We start from the raw sequence: 22,982 nt of genomic DNA, 5'->3' as shown, positions 1-22,982 counted from the left end.
TCTGTGTATGGAATTGGTTTTTCATAAAACGTTTTCGCTTAACCGGGCTGTGTTGGCTGATGTTCGCTACATAGTGCGTCAGCAATGTTTAAATTGGCAGGTCGCGGACGATGATATCGACAATTTAGGCACTGCCATTACCGAGTTTTTAGTGAACTTAATTGAACATGCGCAAGGTGAAGATTCGCGTATTAACTTTTCAATTAAGGTGCTGGCAAATCAGTTTCAAGTTGAACTAATCGATAATACAGAGCATTTTCAGCAGTTTTATGCCACTGCACATCAAGGCATTAATAATATAAATTCGGGTGATTTGTTGGTTTCAGGCATGGGTTTAGGTTTGATTTTATCGCTCTTTCCTGCATGCCAATACTATTCTACCGAGCAAGTACAAAGCCGTTTTAATCATTTGCGTTTAGTAGTACCGTGCAAAGCTGAGCAGCAAGCAACTGAACAAGTTTTAAAGTTTGATGGTTATGCAGACCAGCAAATAAAGTCGGATACTATTCAGTTAGAAAACCTCTCAGTTGAAAGTTTTGGCTCTGTGATTGAGCGCAAAGGCGGTGATTTTTTACTGCATCACAAAAGCTCAAACGGTGACTGGTTGGTGGTTGGTGACGTGATGGGGCATGACACCAAAGCCATGCATCAATCGTTAGTTGCACAAGGTTTTATTTTAGGCTGTTTGCAAAGTGATATTCGCTCGCCCAAACAGTTGGCAAATAAATTAGCCAAAGTCTTGTTTGTTGATGCGCTATTACCTAAAAGTTTTTTAACTTGCATTATTATGCGCGTTCGCGCCGATACCATTGAGTTTGCCAATTTAGGTCACCCAGCGCCTTTTATCTTAAGTCAGCCCAACAGTGAACACTCTACTAATTTTGAATTAATCGGCACAGTGCAACCTGTACTTGGTTTGGTTGAAACTACTGATTATATAGACGAGGTTTTACAGCTTAAGTCTGGGCAACAATTGTTTTTATATACAGATGGTTGGCTAGAAAATAACGACAAAAACGCTTTAGGTATTCAAGCTTTAGCGTCTATACTGAAATCAGTCGAAGGAGATGAGCAAAGCGCACATTCACTATGGCTGCGCAGTTTGCCTAAGTTGTCTCGGCAGGAAGATGATGCAAGTTTAATTTGTATTCGTACAAACAAAACATAAGGAATAACATGGCAGTCGCTAAAATATTATTGGTTGAAGATACAGAATCGCTGGCAAAATTATATCAAGCTTATCTCGTACCATTGGGGCTAGACATTAAATGGGTTTCGACTGGACAAGCTGCGCTGCAAGCACTTGAGCAAAGCAGTTTTGATGTCATTTTGTTAGACGTGATGCTACCAGATATTAATGGTTTAGATATTTTAGAAAGCATACACAGCCAAGATTCATTAACCGCACAAGTTATAGTCATGACTGCGCATGGCACTAAAGACTTAGTGATGAAAGCCATGCGTTTAGGCGCCAGCGACTTTTTAGAAAAACCGCTTGAAGCTGACCGACTACGGGTAACAGTTAATAACGCGATTAAAATCACCCGTTTATCATCTGAAGTTACTGAAATTAAAAAGAAATACCAACCTGAAAGCTTTTGTAAATTGGTTGGTAGTTCATCCGTTATGCAATCCGTTTATCAAATTATTCGCAACGTTGCGCCAAGTACGGCGACTGTATTTATTACTGGCGAAAGTGGTACAGGTAAAGAATTAACTGCGCAAGCTGTACATGATTGCAGTGGCCGCAAAGGGCAAATGGTTGCGCTAAATTGTGCGGCTATACCAAAAGATTTAATTGAAAGTGAAATTTTTGGCCATGTGAAAGGTGCGTTTACTGGCGCAACGTCAAATAGAAATGGTGCAGCCGGGCAAGCCGAAGGAGGCACTTTGTTTTTAGACGAAATTTGCGAGATGGATTTAAATCTGCAAAGCAAATTGTTGCGCTTTTTACAAACTGGCACTTTTCAAAAAGTTGGTAGCGACAAACTAGAAAAAGCCGATGTGCGTTTTGTTTGTGCGACCAATCGCGACCCGCTAGCTGAAGTAAACGCAGGCCGATTCAGAGAAGATTTATATTACCGTTTGCATGTTATTCCAATTATTTTACCAGCCCTTAGACAGCGTGAGCGAGATGTGGTGGAAATAGCCGATTTTTTGTTTAAAAAAATCGCCAAAGAAGAAAACAAAAAATATCAAAGCATGGATCCAAGCTGCCAGCAGGCATTATTAAATTATGCTTGGCCGGGCAATATACGAGAACTTGAAAATGTCGTGCGCAGTGCTGTGGTACTTAATAATGCAGAGGTGGTGTCGGCCGAAATGCTGCCATCAGTCGTTACATCGGGTAAGTCGCAAGCGGGCACTAGAGTTCGTTTTGCTGAGCAGGTCACTAACACTGAAAGCAACTCGCAAGCAGTCGAGCCGATTACTCAAGCCAATACATCTATACAGACTTCGGCAAGTTATGATGATCTCAAAGAGGTATTACCGCTATGGCTCAACGAAAAGCTTTATATTGAAGCTGTAATCGAACACTGCTCAGGCAATGTGCCACAGGCTGCCAGTTTATTAGAAGTAAGCCCTTCTACTATATATAGGAAAATGAAGGCTTGGGAAAACTAATTTTCCCTGTGCGATATATCTCAAACACTAGGGTGAAATTTCCTAAATTTTTACCCCCAAAATAAAGCGTTTAAACCTAACTAATTGATAAACGTACTTTAGTCGAGTAGGCAAGTATATTACAACGCAAAAAGCTTTTAGTTTGTCGACAACTTCAAATGCAAATTAACTTGAATGCTTCTAAGCTTATTGATGTGAGCTGCAAGAAAGGTTTTATTTTATGCAATTAGTTAGACCCGAGAAAACATCAAGACCACCAGCGAATATAGTTATTGTTGATGATGAAATATCAAGTGTAGTTGTACTCGAAGCTGCGGTTAAAGATCTCGGAAAAGTAACCTATACAACAACACCAGCAGACGCTATTGAGTTAATTCAAGATATTCAACCAGAAGTGGTATTAATGGATATCGAAATGGGTGAATACAACGGTGTCGATTTATGTAAACAAATTAAAAATTCGCCTGCTACCGCAAAAACAGCCGTTATTTTTGTCACCTCGCATAGCAATCCTGATCTTGAATATTTTTCATTAGACTCGGGCGGCATAGACTTTTTAACCAAACCGATTAATTTAAAAACCTGCAAAATGCGCGTAGCGAATCAACTTGCTTTGTATTATTACGCCAAAGATTTAGAAAACGCCAAAGAAGAACTTTATAACGAAAAGGAGCAATTTAAAGCAACGCTCAATTCAATTGGTGATGGCGTAGTTGCAACTGATGCGCAAGGCATAGTTACCTTTTTAAATCCAATTGCTGAACATATGACAGGTTGGAACGCTGTTGATGCAGTGGGGAAACCAATTGAACTTGTAATGGATTTAAAAGATGCAACAACTCATGAAAAATCAATCAACCCAGCGCATTTGGCTTTGGAAGAAAACCGCATAGTTGCTATGGCTCTTAACTGCCAACTGTATAGCAAAAGTGGCAATGTTTACCGCGTAGAAGATTCAGCCGCTCCGATTGTCGATGAACAGAACAGATTAAGAGGCGCAATAGTGGTTTTTCATGATGTCAGCGAATCAATCGCAATGGCGGTGAAAATGAATCACCTCGCTAATAATGATCAACTCACAGGGCTGCCAAACCGAATACTGCTGCACGACAGGCTAGAACAGGCGATTAAAGTATCAAAACAAAACAGATTGATGACAGGCTTAATGTTAATTGACATTGATAACTTTAAATATCTTAACGACAGCTTAGGCCATCACATTGGTGATATCTTAATTAAGCAGGTTGCAATGCGTTTGGAATTTGCAATGGACGCAAATTGTACTTTAGCTAGAGTCGGTGGTGATGAGTTTGTCCTGATAGTGCCGAATGTACGTGAAATTCGACAGCTCAATACCATAGCAACAGATATGCAAGAAGTTATGCAAAAACCTTTTGTAATTGAAAAACAGGAATATAGTCTCTCTGTTAGTATCGGGATCAGTATCAACCCAACAGATGCTGAAACAGAAGGGCATATGATGCGTAATGCCGACGTTGCTATGTTTAGAGCAAAAAAACAGGGTAAACAATGTTATTGCTTCTTCTCACAAAACCTAGAACAAGACTTACATGAACGTATTGAACTGGAAAAAGTATTACGTGAAGCGATAGATAAAAACACGGTAGAAGTTGTCTTTCAGCCACAAATTGACATGGCAACTCAACAAATTAACTCGGCCGAAGCACTCGCTCGCTTGAAAGACAAAAACGGCAATAACATACCACCACCAAAATTTATCGGGTTAGCTGAAGAGTTGGGGTTGATAGATCTACTTGGTCAGCAAATATTACGCAAAAGTTGTACGGCGGCCAAAGAATGGTATGACAAAGGCAAAGAAATTCGTGTTTGCGTTAATGTTTCTGCTTTGCAGTTTTGTTCACCTGGCTATTTTGACCAAGTATTTAAAATATTAGAAGAAACCAATTTACGCACTTCAATGTTAGAGCTTGAAGTAACAGAAACATTGTTAATGCAAGATATCCAAGTAGTCGAAGAAATATTACGCGACTTATCTTTAACCGGCATATTTATAGCAATTGACGACTTTGGTACTGGTTATTCGAGCTTGTCTTATTTAAAACGCCTACCGGTTGATGTGCTTAAAATTGACCAATCCTTCGTGCGCGATATGCTGGACGATAAACAAAGTTTGGACATAGTTAAAACCATTTCAGACCTTGGTCATTCTCTAGGGTTAAAACTTGTCGGTGAAGGCATAGAAACAGCAGAGCATGAACAAATATTAAAGTCTTTTGGTTGCCAAATTGGCCAAGGCTACCACTACCATAAGCCATTAGCGAAAAAAGATTTTGAGACTATAATTTTATAAATATTTTATTTTTTGTTGGTAGTAAGCAGTCAACAGGATTGAACTAAGGTCAGCCTAATGAACTCGGTCACACCGAACTTACCTCATCTATTGATTGTTGAAGATGATGAGATTAACTACCTTGTATTGGAAAAAATTTTTTCCGATAGTTATTTTGTCACTCGCTGTACTTCCGGCATTGATTGCATTAATTACTGCAACCAACACAAACCAGAAGTGGTTTTGCTAGATGTCGAATTGCCCGGCTTATCAGGTTTAGATACCTGCAAGCTTCTCAAAGCATCAAACGAAACCTCTGACATTGCAGTTGTTTTTGTTACCTCGCATAGCAACGACGAAGAGCAAACTCAATGCTGGCTCGCTGGTGGTAATGACTTCGTGTCTAAACCTGTAAATGCATTAACCATAAAACATAGAGTTAATGCACAATTTAAATACCAACAACAAAAAAATGAATTAAAAAAACAAGCCTATATTGATGGCTTAACCGGTGTTTATAATCGTCGCTATCTAGATAGTGAATTAAGCCAAAAGTTATCTATGGCTAAACGTAGCGCTTCTGCCTTTTCTCTGCTGATAATAGATGTGGATTGGTTTAAGCTCTACAACGATCAATACGGCCATCTTGAAGGTGACCGCTGCCTGAAAAAAGTAGCAGCATTAATACAACAACCATTACTGCGTAAAAGTGACTCAGTTTCCCGCTACGGTGGTGAAGAGTTTGTGTGTATTTTACCGCAAACAGACTTAGTTGGTGCACAGTTAATTGCTGAAAACATCATAAAACTAATGGAACAAGCCAATATTCAACATAAAGCCTCTCCTAATGGCTATGTTACTGTAAGTATTGGGATAACCGGCGTGTATGCCGTCACCGAAGTCGACCCTATTATTTGGATTAATACAGCTGATGAAGCTCTATTTAATGCCAAAAATCAAGGACGAAACTGTATAGGAATTTCAAGTTTAGGAGAGGGACATGCCACAAACTAATGACACTAAGGTTGTCAGCACTTCGTTAATTTTAGCCACAGTATTACTGGTATTAATTGGTAGTTTTATAGTTTCAATTTTTTATTTTGAAAAAGTGATTCATACCAATGTAGCACAAGAAATAAACAACAAACTTGAGTCGACCTTAGATAAAGTAGACAATCAGCTAAAAAGCTTTATTAAACAAAATGTCAGCTACCTACAATTTTTGTCAGGTACACCTCCTATGCAAGGCTTGATTAGAGCAGAAGCAAATAACGATATAGACCCAAAAGATGGTACACCAACACGTGAATGGGAAAGGAGATTTGCAACTATATTTGAGTCTTTAGTTTTTACCTATCCGCAGATATTGCAAGTGCGGGTCATCGATGCCAATACAGGTATGGAGCAAGTCAGAGTCGAAAGAAGCTTTTCTCGTGTTAACGTGGTGCCAACAGGCAAATTGCAAAACAAAGCAGACCGAGGATATGTTACCGAAGCGATTGAATTAGGCGAGCGCCAAATTTATGTTTCGCCGATTAATCTTAACAAAGAGATGGGCAGAATATCTTATCCGCTGCAACCAACCATACGTTTTGCTACACCTATTTACGCCGACACGGGTGAGTTAGCTAAAGTACTTGTGTTAAATGTTGATGCCAATAACTTACATCAGCTGTGGTTAGACGTGTTAGAGCAAAATAGCAAACTTATTGTTATGGACACGGATAATAATTTTATTTTTCATCCAAACCCTGAACTAAATTTTTCTTATGATCGCGAGTTAAATCGCAAACTAGACACTGAATATCAGCTAACAGACGGGTTGGCAGCAGGTTTACAAATAGCTAAATTTAACCAAGATGCGCATCAAGTCATATTTAAACGTAAAAATTTAGCTTTACTCAGTAGCCAACAAATTAATGTATTGGTGAAAGTGCCCTATAGTAGTTACACCAACTTGTTAAATGAAAGACGTTATTCAACTTACGGTCTAATTGCGATAGTTTCAGCCATTTTCATCGCTGTATTGTTGTTAACTTGGTTGTATTATCGCAACCGCCAAGCATTAAACGAAACTAAAGCAGAGTTTGGCGCTATCGTAAATGGCGCAATGGATGCAATAATTGGCTTAAACTCGCAACTGCAAGTAACCAAATACAATGCATCTGCGGTTAAAATATTTCCAGAATTGTTTTCACACAATACCGACCATTATGCGTCTTTACCCAGTTTTTTTCCACGCGACGAAATTGTTAAACGCCAAAGTTTGTTAGAACAAGGGCAAACACAATCAAGCACTGAAAACTCGTTTGAATTTCAAAACAAGCAAGGTGATCACTTTTTAGTTTCTGTTTCCCCAGTACTTTCTGAAACCGCAAGTTTAATTGGTTTATCCTTAATAGTTCGAGATATCACAGAGCAAAAATTAGCTGAAGTAGAAATATCAAAAATAAACCGCTCATTAGAAAAACAAGTTGACGAACGCACACAAGAATTGCAAAAAGCGCATAAACTTGCACTGCAGTCTTCTGAGGTTAAAAGTGCCTTTATATCAACCATAAGCCATGAAATGCGCACGCCGCTCAATGGTATTCTTGGCACAATAGATTTAGTTCGACGTGAAGCTTTATCGGACAAACAGCTAAAATATATTGAAATGATGGAACAGAGTTCCACAACTTTAGCCGCGTTAATTAACGACATTTTAGACCTGTCTAAAATTGAAGCTGGCAAACTAGATATCAACCAATTACCCTTCAACCCAATAACCACGATAGAACATACTATTAATTCCATCGCGATTAAAGCGCAAGAAAAAGCGTTAGAGTGCCATTTAGATTTACTTGAACTTGAATATTATCAACTTGAAGGAGATGCCTCACGCATCAAACAAATTTTGTATAACTTGGTTAGCAACGCAATTAAATTCACCATAAGTGGTGGAATATTCGTTGCTGCAAAAACTTGGGCTGAACAAAATCAAGTTTGGTTAGAGATTAAAGTCAGAGACACAGGTAAAGGCATTTCAGCAGACAACCATGACAAATTATTCCAGTCTTTTAGCCAAGAAAATTCTTCAATTTCAGCTGAATATGGTGGCACAGGTTTAGGTTTATCTATTACTAAACAGTTATGCGAGTTGATGGGCGGCTCGGTATTTTTTGAATCTGAGTTAGGTAAAGGCAGTACCTTTGGTTTTAAACTGCCTTTTGATATTGAAAAAACCAAACAGTTAGATTCAATAGATACATTTGCCGGCAAAACTTTTAGTTTATTATTAGCGTCAAATTACAATACACACTATTGGCAAAGATTGGTTGAAAAGTTTGCAGGTGAAGTGGTTAAAGACAATGCGGATTTTTATATAGTTGATTTAAACAGCCCAGCCTATAGCAAAATAGTGACATCGAACGACTATGAAAAAGCCATAGTTTTGGTAAACCCATATAGCAGGTTTGACGTAGACAAACGCTGCCGTGCATGTATAAACAAACCAATTAAATTGGGTGACATTTTAGAAGTAGTCAACAAAGGGGCATCACAAGCCTTAGGCTACAAACAAAATGCCAAAGCTTTGGCAAAACAAAACCGCAACCTAAAATATGCCGGTTTGAGCGGCAAAACCATATTTGTTGTCGACGACAATGAAATCAACATAGAAGTGGCAAAAGGTATAATTGAAACTCAAGAAACTATGGTATTAACTGCCTACAACGGCTTAAATTTAATTGACGAATTAAAAAATCTAACCGCCTCTGATATTCGAATTTCAGCCATTTTGATGGATTGTAATATGCCAATAATGGATGGATATGAAGCAGCCAAAGAAATCAGAAAAGGGGCCGCCGGTCAGAAATATTTGAATACGCCAATTATCGCCATGACAGCCAACGCAATGTCGGGTGAACGAGAAAAATGTTTAGCCGCAGGTATGAATGATTATATTTCTAAGCCAGTTGACCCAGACAATTTATTCTCAATATTGTCAAAATACCTAATCAGTGACGACCAGCGTAAAAACGACGAGCCGCTAAAATTAACCCAAACAATTGAAACAGAAGCAGACAAGAAAGTAATTCACATTAAAAAAGATAAACAGGTACTGAACACCAAAGATGCCATGTCGCGTTTATTAGATGACACCAATTTATACATCAAAATATGTGAAATATTTTTAAGCCAGTCAGGACAAAAATTTGAGTCGTTAATAGAAGCAATCAAACAAGGTGAATCTGCTCAAGTTCAAAAATTAAGTCACGCGCTTAAAGGTCAATCAGGCGACTTAGGCGGCGAGCTACTACGTGAGGTATTCATCCAAACCGAAAATAAAGCCAAACTTGATGATATTGCTGGCTATCAGAAGTTATTGCCGGATCTTGAGCATAGATATCACGAATTATTTGATGTAATCCAACTAGAAATTAAGAAATTGGCGGCTAGTTAACTAGCCGAATTTTTGTAAGTAAGCACCAATAACGAAGTGATAGCCAATAAGGTTATCGCTATACTCACGGGCCAAAAAGTGTGGTTGTACATAGCAGCCACACTAGCACTTACTATAGCGCCACATGCGTATTGGCTAAAACCCAAAGCTGCAGAAGCCCGACCCGCGTGTTCAGGGAAATAATGTAGAAAACACGCTTGGCTGTTTGGCCCCATACCACTAATAGCACTTACAGCAATAGTAAAACCAATAAATACCATGACTAAGTTATTATCAAATTGCCAAGCAGATAACAAAAACACCAAACCACCTAGCAACTGTAAAACAAAAAACATTTTTAACAGTGTTTGTGGTGTGTAGCGATTCAACAGCCAAGCGTTTAGTCGGTTGGTGATAATAATAAAAGCAATCGTGCAGCTAAATAACATAGAAAACTGACTAGACGACAGCGAAAAATGGCTCATGTAAATAAGTGGCGCATTGGTTAAAAAGATTAACAACACTGAATAACCACAAGCCTGAGCAACTAAAAATTTTAACGCCTGAGGATGCTTAAAAATTTGCCAATAGGTTGTTTTTTCCGGCCTAGAGGGGTTAGCGATTTGAGTTGCTGGCAACATTTTAATTATGGCAACAGCTAACAAACATGCGAACAAAGTTAAAAAAACGAATATGCCATGCCAATCAACAAAAGCTAAAATCAACGAGCCAATACTTGGTGCTATTGCCGGTGCTAACATCATAATCAATGCAATTAAGGAAAAGAGTTTTGCCGCTTGCGCACCAGACACATGATCACGAATAAGTGCAGGCACACACACAGCCGTAATGCCACCACCAAAAGCTTGAATAACCCGATAAAACCACAATTGCTCTATGTTATTTGCCGTTGCCAATAAAATCGAACCTAATCCAAAAACAGCTAGCCCCAGCAACATAATTTTTCTGCGACCATGTTTATCCGACAAAGGACCACCAAAGAGTTGACCAAAAGCTAGGCCAAAAACATACAAGCTAACCGTCATACTGACCCATTCAGCTTCCACTTGAAGATCAGTTGCAATAGAGGTTATTGCTGGCAAATAGGTATCTATCGCAAAAGGGGATATTGTAAAGATAGCCGCTAACAATAGGGTAAAAGGCAAAGTAATTTTATTAATTGTTTGTCTCCAAATTTATCTTACCAGAAAGATATTAGTTGATTTTTATCTTTCTAGCAAGATATTATTAAGCAGCACTAATTTACTAATAGCAACAAAATATGACAGATAAACGTGAAACCATTCAACAAATGATCACTGGCATTGAACGCAATTGGCCTGAAATAACTGGCTCACTCAACCCTGTGGTTTTAAAAATGCACAGACTGCATGACCATATTCAACAAGGTGTATGTGAGCTGTTACAGAGTTATCAATTACAAAAAGCCGACTTTGGGGTGTTAAGTGCGCTGAGGCGAAGTGGTGCACCATACTGCTTAACACCAACAGATTTGTACCAAACTATGTTATTTAGTTCAGGTGGTTTAACTAAAGTTTTAACTAGGGTAGAAAGTTTGGGTTTGATTGAACGCGTTGAAAACCCAGATGATAAACGCAGCAAAATGGTTCAACTAACAGAGAAAGGCAAACTGTTAGTTGAAGAAATTATGCCAAATTTACATGCGGTTGAACGCAGTTCGATAAAGTTATCAGCTGACGATTTAGAAAAATTCGACGCCTTGTTAACTAGCATGCTGAGTTATTATGAAGGCTAATTACTTTATATTTGCTTGATAGGTTTTTATTGCCTGCTGTAAACGTTCAGTTAGGGTAAATTCAGACAAATCTAATAACTCACCTTGGTCTAAAAATATGCCACGACAATCGGTACACATTTCGTACTTGATATGAAATTGAGTTTTGTCGGTCATTTTACTCATAGGTTTAGCGCACTCTGGGCAATCAATCTCACGAACTTGGTTAAAAAAGTCATCGGCTTTATTTTCTGCCGAATCAAAAATTTGCGCATGTTCTAACGCTTGTTCAACTGCTACTTGGCCATCTTTAAACCATAAACCAGCACAGCCTTCACACTTCAATGCCGAAATTGGTAGGCCATTCAAAATTTTCATATGTGATTGACACTTAGGGCAAATCATACACTTTTCCTTTTTATTGTAATTTTTTCAGCTTAGCAGGATCAAAAGTTATCTGCTAGCGGCTTTTTGATAGCCCTAAGTTTATACCTGCGTTTAACTTAGTTTGTTGGGCAACCGTTGTTTGCAAACAATACTTTTCCATTATTTTCTCGACAATACCTTGTTGTTTCAATTGAGAAAGTGTTGAAGCTAATTGAACCTGGTAGTCTTTTAACGGCGATTTTTTTGATATCGCAATAAATAAATCTTGGCGTTTTTCAAATGAAAATTCGGCAACATCTAGCAGTTCACTGTACTCAACTTGGTTTATGCGTTGACGAATACTTAAATCTCGCGCCAAAAAGGTATCTATTCGCCCAGCGCGCAATAATGCGATTAATTGCTCATGATCAACAACTGGAACTTTAGCTAAGCGTGGGTCATTATCAAAAGGTTGGAAATATACCGCACCGCGTAATACCCCAATTTTTTTATTAACTAAATCTTCATATCTACTAATTTCTGCGGGGCGATTTTTATTTAAATAAAACTTAACTGGGGTAATTAAACTTGAATAAGGTTGAGGTAAATAATCGAAAAATTGTTCACGTTGTTTAGTGCGATTGATACCTATCATGATATCAGCTTGGCCTGTTTGAGTTTGATACAAACAGCGCGCAAAAGGACAATATACAAATTCTACTTCAACACTAAGCGACTCAGCCAACAACCGAGCCACTTCAACATTGCTGCCGTGGAAAGAGCCATCAACCAACTGATAAACCAATGGCGGTTCAATATGAGTTGCAACGACAATCTTAGATAATTGCGATTGGCTGTGCACAACAGGTGCACACAGCCAGCTTAATACAATCCAAATAAAATTAAGGAATGTTTTCATTTACGCCTCGCAAAATCTTGTGTTAACTACAACTCCCTCTATAAATGGATTGGATATTTACTGATAATAATAAGGCCCAGTCCAGCTATAAACTTGTTTGTCGATAGTCACTTTATGTTTAGCTGAAGGCGCAACAAGCTTGTTCGCGACAATAAATAATTGATAATTACCCGCGATATCAACAATGCGCACAGCGGTATAATTCTCATCGTCATAGACGACTTTTAATTCAGCAATATTAGTATTGGAATTCAGTGACAACTCAGTCACTGGACTATAACTACCATGCGACTCAATAACAGATACAAAACTGGTATTCGCAACATCATTGCGGCGCAACATAATTCCAGCTTCACGACGTAAATTGAAATTAGGATCATTTGCACCAATTCGAGTTAACAATACTTGGTCACTGTCGTTAGTGACGGCTGTTAAGCTGTGATACTTTGTTTTACCTAACCAAGAAAATTGCGTATTGCCTGAAACTGCCTTGCCTGTACCTTCAACCCATAAGTGTTGATAGCCATTTTTATCGCCTAAAGGTTGCAAGCTTACCGGAGATTGATAACTAAAATTCGTGCTAATCACTTGACCCAAATAATAAAAGGGTAAATCGTACTGATTTTTGCTCGCTGATTTAACTTTAAAAATGTCTAACAAAAACGCTTGTTCAAAATGTTTATTTTTAATCAAGGCCATAGTGCGACGCATTTTTGTACCTGGGTAGGCATTACTTTCAGTTGCGCTTATCACTTGCACATTAGGGTTATCAATATCATAAAACGCTAAATTTGAATGATGTTGGCTTGCGACTGCGTAGTTACCACCAAAATGCATCTGTTCATTTTGTGAAAGGGTATTGTGTGCAATCGTGGTTTTTGCCCAAGTTTTGTTTTCAGGTAAATAGTTTCCACCACCTTTTTGTCCAATATTTACAAAACGTGCAAGGCCATAATCTTGCAAGACTTCATTGCCTTGTTGGTAAAACGAATAAGACAATTTATCGTAGTGACCGTGGCTTAAACCTTGTGCAGCATATTTAAATACCAATGACAAATCTTCGTTTCCATAACGCAATATACCCACACCACCTTGTGAACCATCATGGCCATCACTCAATAGGATAGACTGCTTTTTAAAAGCTTGAGTTTTGCCTTGTTCAATTGCCAACGCAACATCTAAACCAGACTGGTCGAGCAATACTTGATTCTGCTTTTGCGCAATACTGAGCAACTGTGGATTTTTATCGCCATAATGGTAAGCAATGTTCACAGCGGTTACTAACGAAGCGGTATAATACGACATACCCTTTTGCCCATCGTTTAATGGAAAAAAGTTACCGTCAGCATCGGTTAAATTAAGCAGTGCATCAACGCCTTTCAACAACACATTATTCTTGTGTTGTAATACTTTTAAATCAGGACGGGTATTTTCCATTGCTAATGCAAATATTAGGAAAGGATACATAGCGTATCTTTGATAATACGGGCCTTCTGTATAATAGCCATCAGGAGAGAAAGGGTCTTCTAAATTCGCTAAAAAGCCTTTTTTCTGATCTGCAACTTTGATAGTGCCACCATCGTTGTCAACACCACCAACTGGTAGCCCATCATCTTCAATACCATATAAAGCTCTATCGATAAGTGCTTGATCATTCATCACCAAACCTATCATACCAACAGCAGCGTTACCCCAAGTGCTATGGTTGTGAATTCGATTATAAAATGCAGGGTTGTCTAACGAAATATAATCAGCAAAAGGGCGAAATAAATTATTTTCTAACCTTGAACGCTGTTCTGCGGTCAGAAAATGGTAAATCGTATCGTAGGCTTGGCTCATATAAACCAACCAGTTACTGTCGTTTAAACATTGCCAAAATAACTTGCCAGGCGCATACGAACGTTTTTGTGGATGAATTGGCAAGTGTTTGTACATGGCTTCGTATTGCAACAACATGTCACGTACATATATAGCGTATTTGTCATCTTGCAATATTTGGTAGAGTACACCAGCTTTTTGCGCAATGATAAAATTTTGTTTGTGGCGGTAGTGGGTATAACCACCAGAAAAATCTTTAGGTTGTGGTGTGTCTATGCCAAGCGCTATTTCTTCGTCAACTTGTTGTTTTACTTTTTCTAAGCTTGCATCAAATAACGGAGCTTTACCCAAATTTTGCTGGATTTTTGCAACCCCCACTTTAGTTAATATCAGCTTTGGATGTTCATTGGCTTGCGCTACATGCGCTGTTGTTAACACAAACACTGATAAAATTAGCGTACTAATATGTTTAAATTTCATTCTATACCTCTATTAGTGCGTTTTTATTCGCTAAAACTGTAACCGTCGTGGCTATTTTCAATTCGGTAAAATGTCGCTTGAACGTAATCAGCTTCGTCTGACGTGTTATTTTGGTTATATACGCCAGCTTTAAAGTACATATACTGACCACCTTGGTCGTAACCACTGTTAGACATATCCAACACAGAAGTCACATCCGGTTTACCTACTCGACTAATCACAACCTTCAACTGATGACCATTTACTTCAATTTGATATTCAAACTTTTCATTCAGCGCTATACCATCTGTTGGATTTGCCGCTGAGTCTGCGCGCGAGCCAATCATTTCTACGTAACTGTCATCACCACCTAATTTTTCATGCGCAAAATAAATACTGCCTTTGCTGTTTTTCGGTAACTTGCGGTAATACAGTCGAATAGGTTCGTCATCATTTGCGTGTATTTGTCCGATAATAACTCGGCCAATTTGGTAGTTATCACCTGTGGTCGTCACATGGTTAACTGCTAGTTCAGCTGTTAATCTGCCATCAATCCCACCGGCAGCTTGTCTGTCAGCTAAAGGCGCGGTTGAAAACACCCAGTTGTTTTTGTTCACACCCTGAGTACTTATACTGGTATTGTCGCGGCGTAACATCTCGCGTAGTTCAGAGCGCACATATTTAGTATTGGTTGAAGTTCTAAAACCATAACTTGGGCTTTTAAAAACAATTCCACCGTCAGTCGCTGCATAGAAAAAATTGCTATCAACATAACCGGAAATTAGATTTTTTGTGCTGATCGAATCAGCTCTACCATTGCCATCTGTATCTGTTGGCACACTTAAATACCAATCAGCTAATTCGATGGAAAGTTCACTCGGCGAAACGCCTTCTGCAAGAATAGGTGGTTCACCTTCTGGCTCTGGGGTAGACGGGGTATTTGAATCTGGTGGAGTAGTGGGGGAGATATCTGCTTGAGTATTTTGTGAACTACCACATGCCGACATTAACATTACACAGAACACGATTAATAGAGTTTTAGTCACAGCCAACTCCTTCCCCGACTATGGGGCGAATTAAACGCCGAAGATACAAAAAGTGGACAGCTGTATCTTCGGCAAATATAAGCTTGAGATTAGATACCTAAAGCTTGACCACCACCGATTTGAATTGTTTCAGCAGTAATAAATGAAGCATCTTTGCTAACTAAGAAAGATACAACTGAAGCAACTTCTTCAGGTTGGCCTAAACGACCTAACATAATGCTGTCTTTCCATGATGCAAATACTTCAGGCTTAGTTGCTTTGATTTGCGCGTGGAAAGGTGTATCGATAGTGCCAGGAGATACAGCGTTTACACGGATACCTGCTGGAGCTAATTCTTTGGCTAATGCACGAGTTAAAGTATGCACTGCACCTTTAGATACAGCGTAAATGCCTGCACCTGGGCCACCAGCATTCCAACCAGCGTTTGACGTGTAGTTAATAATTGAACCGCCAGTTGTTTTCTTCAAGAAAGGAATAGCTGCTCTTGAAACAAAGAAAGCACTATCTAAGTTAAGCGCCATAACAAAACGATAAAAATCGGTTGTCATGCTCTCAACTGGGCTACGGCCACCTAAACCACCAGCGTTGTTTACAACAACATCGATTTGACCATATTTTTCGCCAATCGCAGTTACGTTCTGGCTAACAGCTTCATCATTAGTTACATCAAAACCATAATACTCAGCTTCAATGCCTAAGCCTTTAAGCTCTTCAACACGAGCAGCACCTTGCTCATCTTCAATACCATTAAGTACAACAGTGTATCCATCTTGGCCGAGACGCTTTGCTACTTCAAAACCAATACCACCGGTTGCACCAGTCACTAAAGCTATTTTTTTAGACATATTAAATTACTCTCTATTATTTTTTAAACGGTCTATCAAAGTCTGCGCCCCCAAATGGACTTAAGGTGATAATTCAGCCATGCCATGCAAAAACGCATTACAGAAAAGCCAACACCAATGTAAGACAATTGATTCTTACAAAGAATACCAAGTATTACATTTTTGTCTACCATTTTATTTGCATGATTTAGATAAAAATGCCACTTCCAGTCTTTTATAACTAACACGCCAAGACGCTCTAAAAACGCCAACAAAACCATAAATCACTGTATTTTAATGCTTTAAATAAAACTCTACTAACTTTAAAGCTGTAATGTCTATGAAAAAACTAGGATTTCCACTAACTGTTAACGAATAGATTTATTCTAATTTATCGCATGACTTGTCTATCTGATCGCTTTGGTTTTAGCACATTTGGCATACAGACCAAACAAAATTGTCTTTCAAATTATGCGATAAATTGTTGATAAAGTGTATTTTATGTGCAAATATTGTAAATCAATACATCAAACAATGTATACCACAAAACAAACATTGTAACTGTATTGGTAAAACACACAAAACTAACAAAGGAAATATCTAAATGAAAACACACACAAGTAAATATTTGGCTTATTACATAGCTGGCGTTTTAGCGAGCGCCGCGGCAGGCATTTCGCAAGCTAGTTCAGTAAATATTGCTAACCCTGGGTTTGAATCAAATTGGGATGGTTGGAACGACACAGATCCTTCAGCTATTTCAAGCGATGCATATTCAGGTAATAGTTCGGCAAAATTTACCGGCAGTGGTGCGAAAGCCGAACAAACGGTTAGTGTAAGTGCAAATACTCAATACCGTTTAACTGCCTATATTAAAGGCTCAGGTAAAATTGGTGCTGTTGTCAATGGTACTAGTTACAGCCAAACTGGCGGTGGTAGTAATTTTGAGCAGGTTACAGTCGAGTTTAATTCAGCAAGCGCTACGTCAATAAGCGTATTTGCTGAATACAGTGGTGGAGAAGGGCGCTTTGACGATTTTTATTTAGAAAGCATTTCGTCTCCAACACCAACGCCCACTCCAACACCCACAAGCGTTAATTGTAGTGGTACTACAGATTTGAACATAGCCAACGCGACCGATGATGGCACAAATGATGGACATGGCCCACTCAATACCATAGATAGCGATTTAGCTGATGAATCACGTTGGTCATCAAATGGGTCAGGCAAATCGATTGTTTATGATTTAGGTGGTTTAGTCAAAGTCAAAGACTTACAAGTTGTTTGGTATAAAGGTAATTCTCGTAGTTCATATTTTGATGTTGATACTTCTAGCAACAATACTGACTGGACTTCTGTTTTGGTCGGTGGTCAATCGAGTGGCTCAAGCTCAAGTTACGAAACGGCTGATGTAACAGATTCTGACGCTCGCTACGTGCGCATTACAGGTTATGGTAACTCATCTAATTCGTGGAATAGTATTATTGAAACTAAAGTACGCGGCTGTACTGATGGTTCAGTTACTCCTACACCTACGCCGACTCCAACGCCAACACCGACCCCAACACCATCCGGTGATTTAGATCCGAGTTTGCCACCTTCAGGTAATTTTGATCTACTTGATTGGACTTTAGGTGTACCTGTTGACGATAACAACGATGGTAAGTCTGACACCATTAAAGAAAACGAACTTGCAAACGGCTACGAACACAACCAATGGTTTTATACAGCAACCGACGGTGGCATGGTGTTTAAAGCACCAATTGATGGGCCTAAAACGTCAACTAATACAAGTTATACACGTTCAGAGTTACGAGAAATGTTACGTAGAGGCGACACCAGTATTAGCACTCAAGGCGTAAATAAAAATAACTGGGTATTCTCAACATATTCATCGTCAGACAAAAGTGCTGCTGGTGGTATAGATGGTGAATTAACGGCTGAATTAAAAGTTGACCACGTAACGACGACAGGTAACAGTAGCCAAGTGGGCCGCGTGATTATCGGACAAATTCACGCTACAGATGATGAACCTGCGCGTTTGTATTACCGTTTATTACCTGGCCACACTAAAGGCTCTATTTATTTGGCGCATGAACCGGGCAATGGTAATAGTGAACAGTGGTACAACATGATAGGTGATCGCTCTAGTTCTGCTTCTGAACCTTCGGATGGTATAGAGTTAGGCGAACGATTCGGATACTCAATAAATGTTACAGGTAACACCTTAACAGTCACTATCTACCGAGACAACAAACCAGATGTGGTACAAACTGTCGATATGAGCAACAGTGGTTACCATAACGGTTCAAACCAATATATGTATTTTAAAGCTGGTGTATATAACCAAAACAATACAGGTGATGGTAACGATTATGTGCAAGCGACTTTTTATAGCTTAAGTAATACGCATGATGGTTATAGCTATTAGTTGTTAAATTTAATATCACTGTAAATACTGAATTCAATAAAAAGGCCGCTACCTATTAGGGTAGCGGCCTTTTTATTTAACCTCACCAGAGGTTATTTAGTCTGTTGAATGGCTATTTGTTTGCTACTACCGTCAATTGCCATATATTGCGGGGTAAAACAAGCAAAATTAAAACTTATGTCTAAAAAATTACTTATCTTAGTTGATGTTCAAAATGTCTATTACACAACCAAGCAAGCTTACAATGGAAGATTTGATTACAATAAATTCTGGGCTGAAGTTAGTAACGGACGGGAAGTTGTAAAAGCCATAGCTTACGCGATTGATCGAGGCGATAAGAAACAATTAGAGTTTCAAAATATCCTCAGAGCTATCGGCTTCGAAGTAAAATTAAAACCTTTCATCCAAAGAGCGGATGGTTCAGCAAAAGGCGATTGGGACGTTGGAATTACCATTGATGCCTTAGAGTATGCTAATAATGTTGATACTATTGTTTTGCTATCAGGTGACGGTGACTTTGATCTACTTGTTGATAATTTGAGGATTAAAAAGAATAAAAGAGTTGAGGTCTATGGTGTTCCTCAATTAACGGCAAATTCACTAATTTCATCCGCTACAGAGTATTTTCCGATCGAGCATGATTTGTTATTAGCTTAAAGCTAGCAAAATAAAAAAGGCACGTAAAACGTGCCTTTAGATAACAAGATACAAGTTGTTAAATTTACAGTTCTTTTTCAGCTACAACAGCTTCGTTGGTTGCAGAATCATCATAAGTTTTAGACAAATCGTAATCGGCTGAATAAGCTTCAAAGTCTTCTTCCCACTCTAACGTTGTACCAGCCACATCTGAATACACTTTAATGTCATCATAATAAACGCTGCCAGTTACTGTCGAGCTATTATCACTGAGTTTTAAAACTAACTTAGTTACACCACCAGAAATCGCACTAAGGTCTTTTGAAAACGAAGAGAATTGGCCTAAACCAGAATCAACACCATTTATTTTAACAGTAACAAGTGGTGCAACAGTGTCAGACGCGTTGGTTGCATCCCAAGTCATTTCCACATCAACCCATTCGCCAATGTTAAAGCTTGGTGTTACGTCAGTGGTTGCTTCACGAATTTTAAATGAACCATTACTGATTCGTAAGTCAACTAATGCGTCTGAGGTAGAAGTTGAAGTTCCCCATAATGCAATATAGGCTTCTTTAACACTGCCACCACTAGTTAACACTTCGTCTTTATTAAATCTTGCGGTAATTTTACCAGTTTTAAGTGCACCGTTTTCAAACTCATGACGCAACTCACCAGAATCGCCACTATCTGTATCTGAAATCTTCGCAACTTTAGTCGTGGTTACAACTGGCGCGCTACTAGTTTGTTGGGCAACAACAGCTTCGTTTGTCGCTGAGTCGGTATAAACGCTCGATAGGTCAAAGTCTGCTGCGTATGCTTCAAAGTCCTCTTCAAATACTTTAGTTGTACCGGTTAAGTCTGAATAAATAACGATATCGTCGTAATAAACAGCGCCGTTTACTATTGAGCTATTGTCACTTAATTTTAATACTAGTTTATCAGCACCTGCCATGACTGACGGCAGGTCTTTACTGAATGATGAAAACGTACCTAAACCAGAATCGACACCGTTAATTTTAACAGTAACTAACGGTGCAACTGTGTCGGTGGCATTGGTCGCGTCCCAAGTAATTTCTACATCATTCCACTCATTTAAAGTGAAAGTAGGGGTTACGTCAGTAGTCGCTTCACGGATCTTGAACGAACCATTGCTTATACGTAAATCAACCAAAGCGTTAGACGTTGAAGTTGAAGTGCCCCAAAGTGCAATATAAGCTTCTTTGACACTGCCATCAGCAGTTAAAACCTCTTCTTTATTAAAGCGAATGTTTAACTTACCTACAGTCAAAGGGCCAAATTTTTCGCGTAATTCACCTGAGTCACCGCTATCAGTATCTGTTATCTTTAATACATTGTTAGTCACCATAGGTGTGCTTGGCTGACCATTGATGGTTATTTCAATATTTGCAGTAACACCATCAATTGAGGTAATGGTAATAACATCTACGACAGAATCATTTTCATCAACCAAATTAGCTACCGTTGCATCACTGGTATTAACTGTATACACCCAGTTACCACCGAAATCGATTGAGAAAGTACCATAGGTTGTTGCCATACTAACTTGTTCAATAACACCATTTTCTCCAGCGTCAGGATCGCTAACATCAATTGATCCTACAAGATCTCCAGCATCATTTTGTATCGAGTGAGTCAGATCACCCAGAAAAACCCCTGGTAAATTTTCAGGTGCAGATACATTATCACCTGTGCTGTCTGTGTCGAGTTCACAGGCAGTTAGTGACAATGCCATAGCGGCAGTAATCAAGCATTTTTTCATATTCATGATTTAATTCCTCGTTAGCTTACCCAGTCTATGTGCTAAACACTTTAGGTAAAATTGTCAGTTCTTTGTGTTGTATTTGCCAATTAGTCTTCCTGACAACTTGTTTTATTCACAAGAATAAAACATTCCCTTTTGTTCGCTATCTAAATTAACGATACGTTTACAATACAACAGATACGACATTACTTACAAGATGTTTTTACATTTATGACTAACAATTATGTATTACACCAAAATAAAAACTAGTTACAATCCACTAAAATTCATTTTATTCAACCAGTTAAAATAAAAGGCACTAAAAAGTGCCTTTTATGAGTTGGTTAACAAGCTTTAATTATTTAACTGGGGTACTTTCTCCCACTTTCAATTTAGTGAAAGTTACCTGCACATAATCACCATTGGCTTTGTCCGTTTGCCAATCACCAGTACCTGGACACGCTGTGTACCAACCACCTGCAGCATCTTTAGTACTACATTGGTTATAGGCACCCGCTTTAAAATAATTCCAATCACCAGTGTAGCCAGCTGGATGATCAAACTCATCTACTTTGCCATAAGCATCTATATTGTTTGTCAGATCAATTGAATATTTAACTGTAGGTTTGTCTTTTGCGGTAAATTCTAGATGCATAATATTGTTATGTACGTTAATTACATAACTAAATTCTTCACCTAGAGCTATGCCTTTATCGCCCGGTTCTGCTGGGTTTTCCCAAGTGTTACCCCATACAGGATATGCAATGTCGGTACGATTCGGATCATCTTTTGGCAAGTTACGTTCATAGTTCCAAAATACCGAGCCTTTGTCGTGATGCGGGAATTTTTTATAATAAATTTTGATTGGTTCGTTACCCCAACCAAAACCAAGGCCAAGATCTATAATTTTTTGGTCTTTACCCGCGTGAATTTGACCAACAACAACCGAATAAGCAGGTGGTTTGTCTGGATGACCCGCTCTTGTTGCTACATGATCAACTTTTAAACTCGCTTCCATTTTGCCACCAATTCGTACGCCTAAACGCTCAAAACGGTCTGACAAAGGATGGGCTAATAAATAAAAATTGTTTTGGGGTGCTTTGGTTTTAATCTTAGTATTACTGCCACGTAGTTGATGGCGTAACTCACTGCGAGTATTGCTTGAGCCACTGGTTGTGATAGCTTTGTTTGGCGCAGCAAATACCATGTGTCCGTCTGCATTGACGTAAAAATAATCTGGATGTGAATAACTTTGGATTTCTTTAACATCAATTTCGTCAATTTTTCCATCACCGTCTCCGTCCATTGGTAAGGTAATTTTCCACTCGCTTAAATCAAATTTTTCAGCAGGGATCGAACTATTAGTTGACGCCGTAGCTGACTCTGAATTTGTAGTTGACGAACAAGCTATAAGCGCTGTGGCGACTATAGATAACACACTAACTGCTTTAATTGATTGCATAAAAGTCTACCTTTGTTGCTTGAGTTGAAGGTGAATAATTAATTACAAATCTGTCTGCAATTGATTTTATTATTACAACTTTGTAATACACATTCAACATAATTGTAATCACAAAAGGTATTAAACAACCAAGTTCATTAAAAC

At 38.7% G+C, this 22,982-nt stretch carries 16 protein-coding genes; 8 read left to right on the top strand and 8 right to left on the bottom strand.

Going from position 1 to position 22,982, the window contains the following annotated elements; all coding sequences use genetic code 11:
- Positions 1-7: 7 nt before the first annotated feature.
- The 5 genes from ACMZOO_RS18575 to ACMZOO_RS18555 all read left to right on the top strand — a co-directional run bounded on the left by ACMZOO_RS18575 (position 8) and on the right by ACMZOO_RS18555 (position 9,380).
- Positions 8-1,168 carry a SpoIIE family protein phosphatase gene (locus ACMZOO_RS18575; RefSeq protein ID WP_440906380.1) on the top strand — a complete coding sequence of 387 codons (1,161 nt, stop codon included), beginning with the start codon at positions 8-10 and terminating at the stop codon, positions 1,166-1,168.
- Positions 1,169-1,176: 8 nt separating this feature from the next.
- Entirely contained in the window at positions 1,177-2,625 is a 1,449-nt protein-coding gene (locus ACMZOO_RS18570; protein WP_440906379.1) for a sigma-54-dependent transcriptional regulator, read from the top strand.
- 220 nt (positions 2,626-2,845) lie between these two features.
- Positions 2,846-4,957 (top strand): two-component system response regulator, encoded by a 2,112-nt coding sequence (locus tag ACMZOO_RS18565; RefSeq protein WP_440906378.1) that lies wholly within the window; start codon positions 2,846-2,848, stop codon positions 4,955-4,957.
- Positions 4,958-5,014: 57 nt separating this feature from the next.
- Complete coding sequence (locus tag ACMZOO_RS18560; RefSeq protein ID WP_440906377.1) at positions 5,015-5,950, top strand: GGDEF domain-containing response regulator; 936 nt, start codon at positions 5,015-5,017, stop codon at positions 5,948-5,950.
- Positions 5,937-9,380 (top strand): ATP-binding protein, encoded by a 3,444-nt coding sequence (locus tag ACMZOO_RS18555; RefSeq protein WP_440906376.1) that lies wholly within the window; start codon positions 5,937-5,939, stop codon positions 9,378-9,380. Before ACMZOO_RS18560 ends, ACMZOO_RS18555 begins: the two co-directional genes overlap by 14 nt.
- On the opposite strand, the gene ACMZOO_RS18550 is transcribed toward ACMZOO_RS18555, so the two are convergent.
- Positions 9,377-10,510 (bottom strand): multidrug effflux MFS transporter, encoded by a 1,134-nt coding sequence (locus ACMZOO_RS18550; protein WP_440906690.1) that lies wholly within the window; start codon positions 10,508-10,510, stop codon positions 9,377-9,379. The two genes, ACMZOO_RS18555 and ACMZOO_RS18550, sit on opposite strands and share 4 nt — an antisense overlap.
- Before the next feature lie 131 nt (positions 10,511-10,641).
- On the opposite strand from ACMZOO_RS18550, the gene ACMZOO_RS18545 reads away from it, so the two are divergent.
- On the top strand, positions 10,642-11,136 hold the full coding sequence (locus ACMZOO_RS18545; protein ID WP_440906375.1) for a MarR family winged helix-turn-helix transcriptional regulator: 495 nt from the start codon (positions 10,642-10,644) through the stop codon (positions 11,134-11,136).
- Here ACMZOO_RS18545 and ACMZOO_RS18540 read toward each other — a convergent pair whose 3' ends face one another.
- The 5 genes from ACMZOO_RS18540 to ACMZOO_RS18520 form a co-directional block, all read right to left on the bottom strand.
- Positions 11,137-11,493, bottom strand: coding sequence for a zf-TFIIB domain-containing protein (locus ACMZOO_RS18540; RefSeq protein WP_440906374.1), 357 nt, complete (start codon positions 11,491-11,493; stop codon positions 11,137-11,139).
- 82 nt (positions 11,494-11,575) lie between these two features.
- Positions 11,576-12,400, bottom strand: a complete 825-nt coding sequence (locus ACMZOO_RS18535; RefSeq protein ID WP_440906373.1) for a substrate-binding periplasmic protein — start codon at positions 12,398-12,400, stop codon at positions 11,576-11,578.
- Positions 12,401-12,457: 57 nt separating this feature from the next.
- The gene (locus ACMZOO_RS18530; RefSeq protein WP_440906372.1) at positions 12,458-14,698 is read right to left on the bottom strand and encodes an alginate lyase family protein; all 2,241 of its coding nucleotides are present in this window, start codon (positions 14,696-14,698) and stop codon (positions 12,458-12,460) included.
- A gap of 23 nt (positions 14,699-14,721) precedes the next feature.
- On the bottom strand, positions 14,722-15,723 hold the full coding sequence (locus ACMZOO_RS18525; RefSeq protein WP_440906371.1) for a polysaccharide lyase family 7 protein: 1,002 nt from the start codon (positions 15,721-15,723) through the stop codon (positions 14,722-14,724).
- Positions 15,724-15,812: 89 nt separating this feature from the next.
- Positions 15,813-16,568 (bottom strand): SDR family NAD(P)-dependent oxidoreductase, encoded by a 756-nt coding sequence (locus ACMZOO_RS18520; RefSeq protein ID WP_016953973.1) that lies wholly within the window; start codon positions 16,566-16,568, stop codon positions 15,813-15,815.
- Positions 16,569-17,151: 583 nt separating this feature from the next.
- Here ACMZOO_RS18520 and ACMZOO_RS18515 point away from each other — a divergent pair.
- Together ACMZOO_RS18515 and ACMZOO_RS18510 are read left to right on the top strand one after the other, a co-directional pair.
- Positions 17,152-18,978, top strand: a complete 1,827-nt coding sequence (locus ACMZOO_RS18515) for a polysaccharide lyase family 7 protein (protein WP_440906370.1) — start codon at positions 17,152-17,154, stop codon at positions 18,976-18,978.
- Positions 18,979-19,155: 177 nt separating this feature from the next.
- Positions 19,156-19,635 (top strand): LabA-like NYN domain-containing protein, encoded by a 480-nt coding sequence (locus tag ACMZOO_RS18510; RefSeq protein WP_440906369.1) that lies wholly within the window; start codon positions 19,156-19,158, stop codon positions 19,633-19,635.
- 64 nt (positions 19,636-19,699) lie between these two features.
- Here ACMZOO_RS18510 and ACMZOO_RS18505 read toward each other — a convergent pair whose 3' ends face one another.
- Together ACMZOO_RS18505 and ACMZOO_RS18500 are read right to left on the bottom strand one after the other, a co-directional pair.
- Complete coding sequence (locus ACMZOO_RS18505) at positions 19,700-21,400, bottom strand: VCBS domain-containing protein (protein WP_440906368.1); 1,701 nt, start codon at positions 21,398-21,400, stop codon at positions 19,700-19,702.
- Between the two features lie 334 nt (positions 21,401-21,734).
- On the bottom strand, positions 21,735-22,838 hold the full coding sequence (locus ACMZOO_RS18500) for a polysaccharide lyase family 7 protein (RefSeq protein ID WP_440906367.1): 1,104 nt from the start codon (positions 22,836-22,838) through the stop codon (positions 21,735-21,737).
- Positions 22,839-22,982: the final 144 nt, after the last annotated feature.

The organism is Catenovulum sp. SX2, from assembly GCF_052056295.1.
In the GTDB taxonomy this organism is placed as follows: domain Bacteria; phylum Pseudomonadota; class Gammaproteobacteria; order Enterobacterales; family Alteromonadaceae; genus Catenovulum.
The sequence above is the reverse complement of the archived record's forward strand: the minus strand, read 5'-3'. Positions and strand labels throughout refer to the sequence as shown.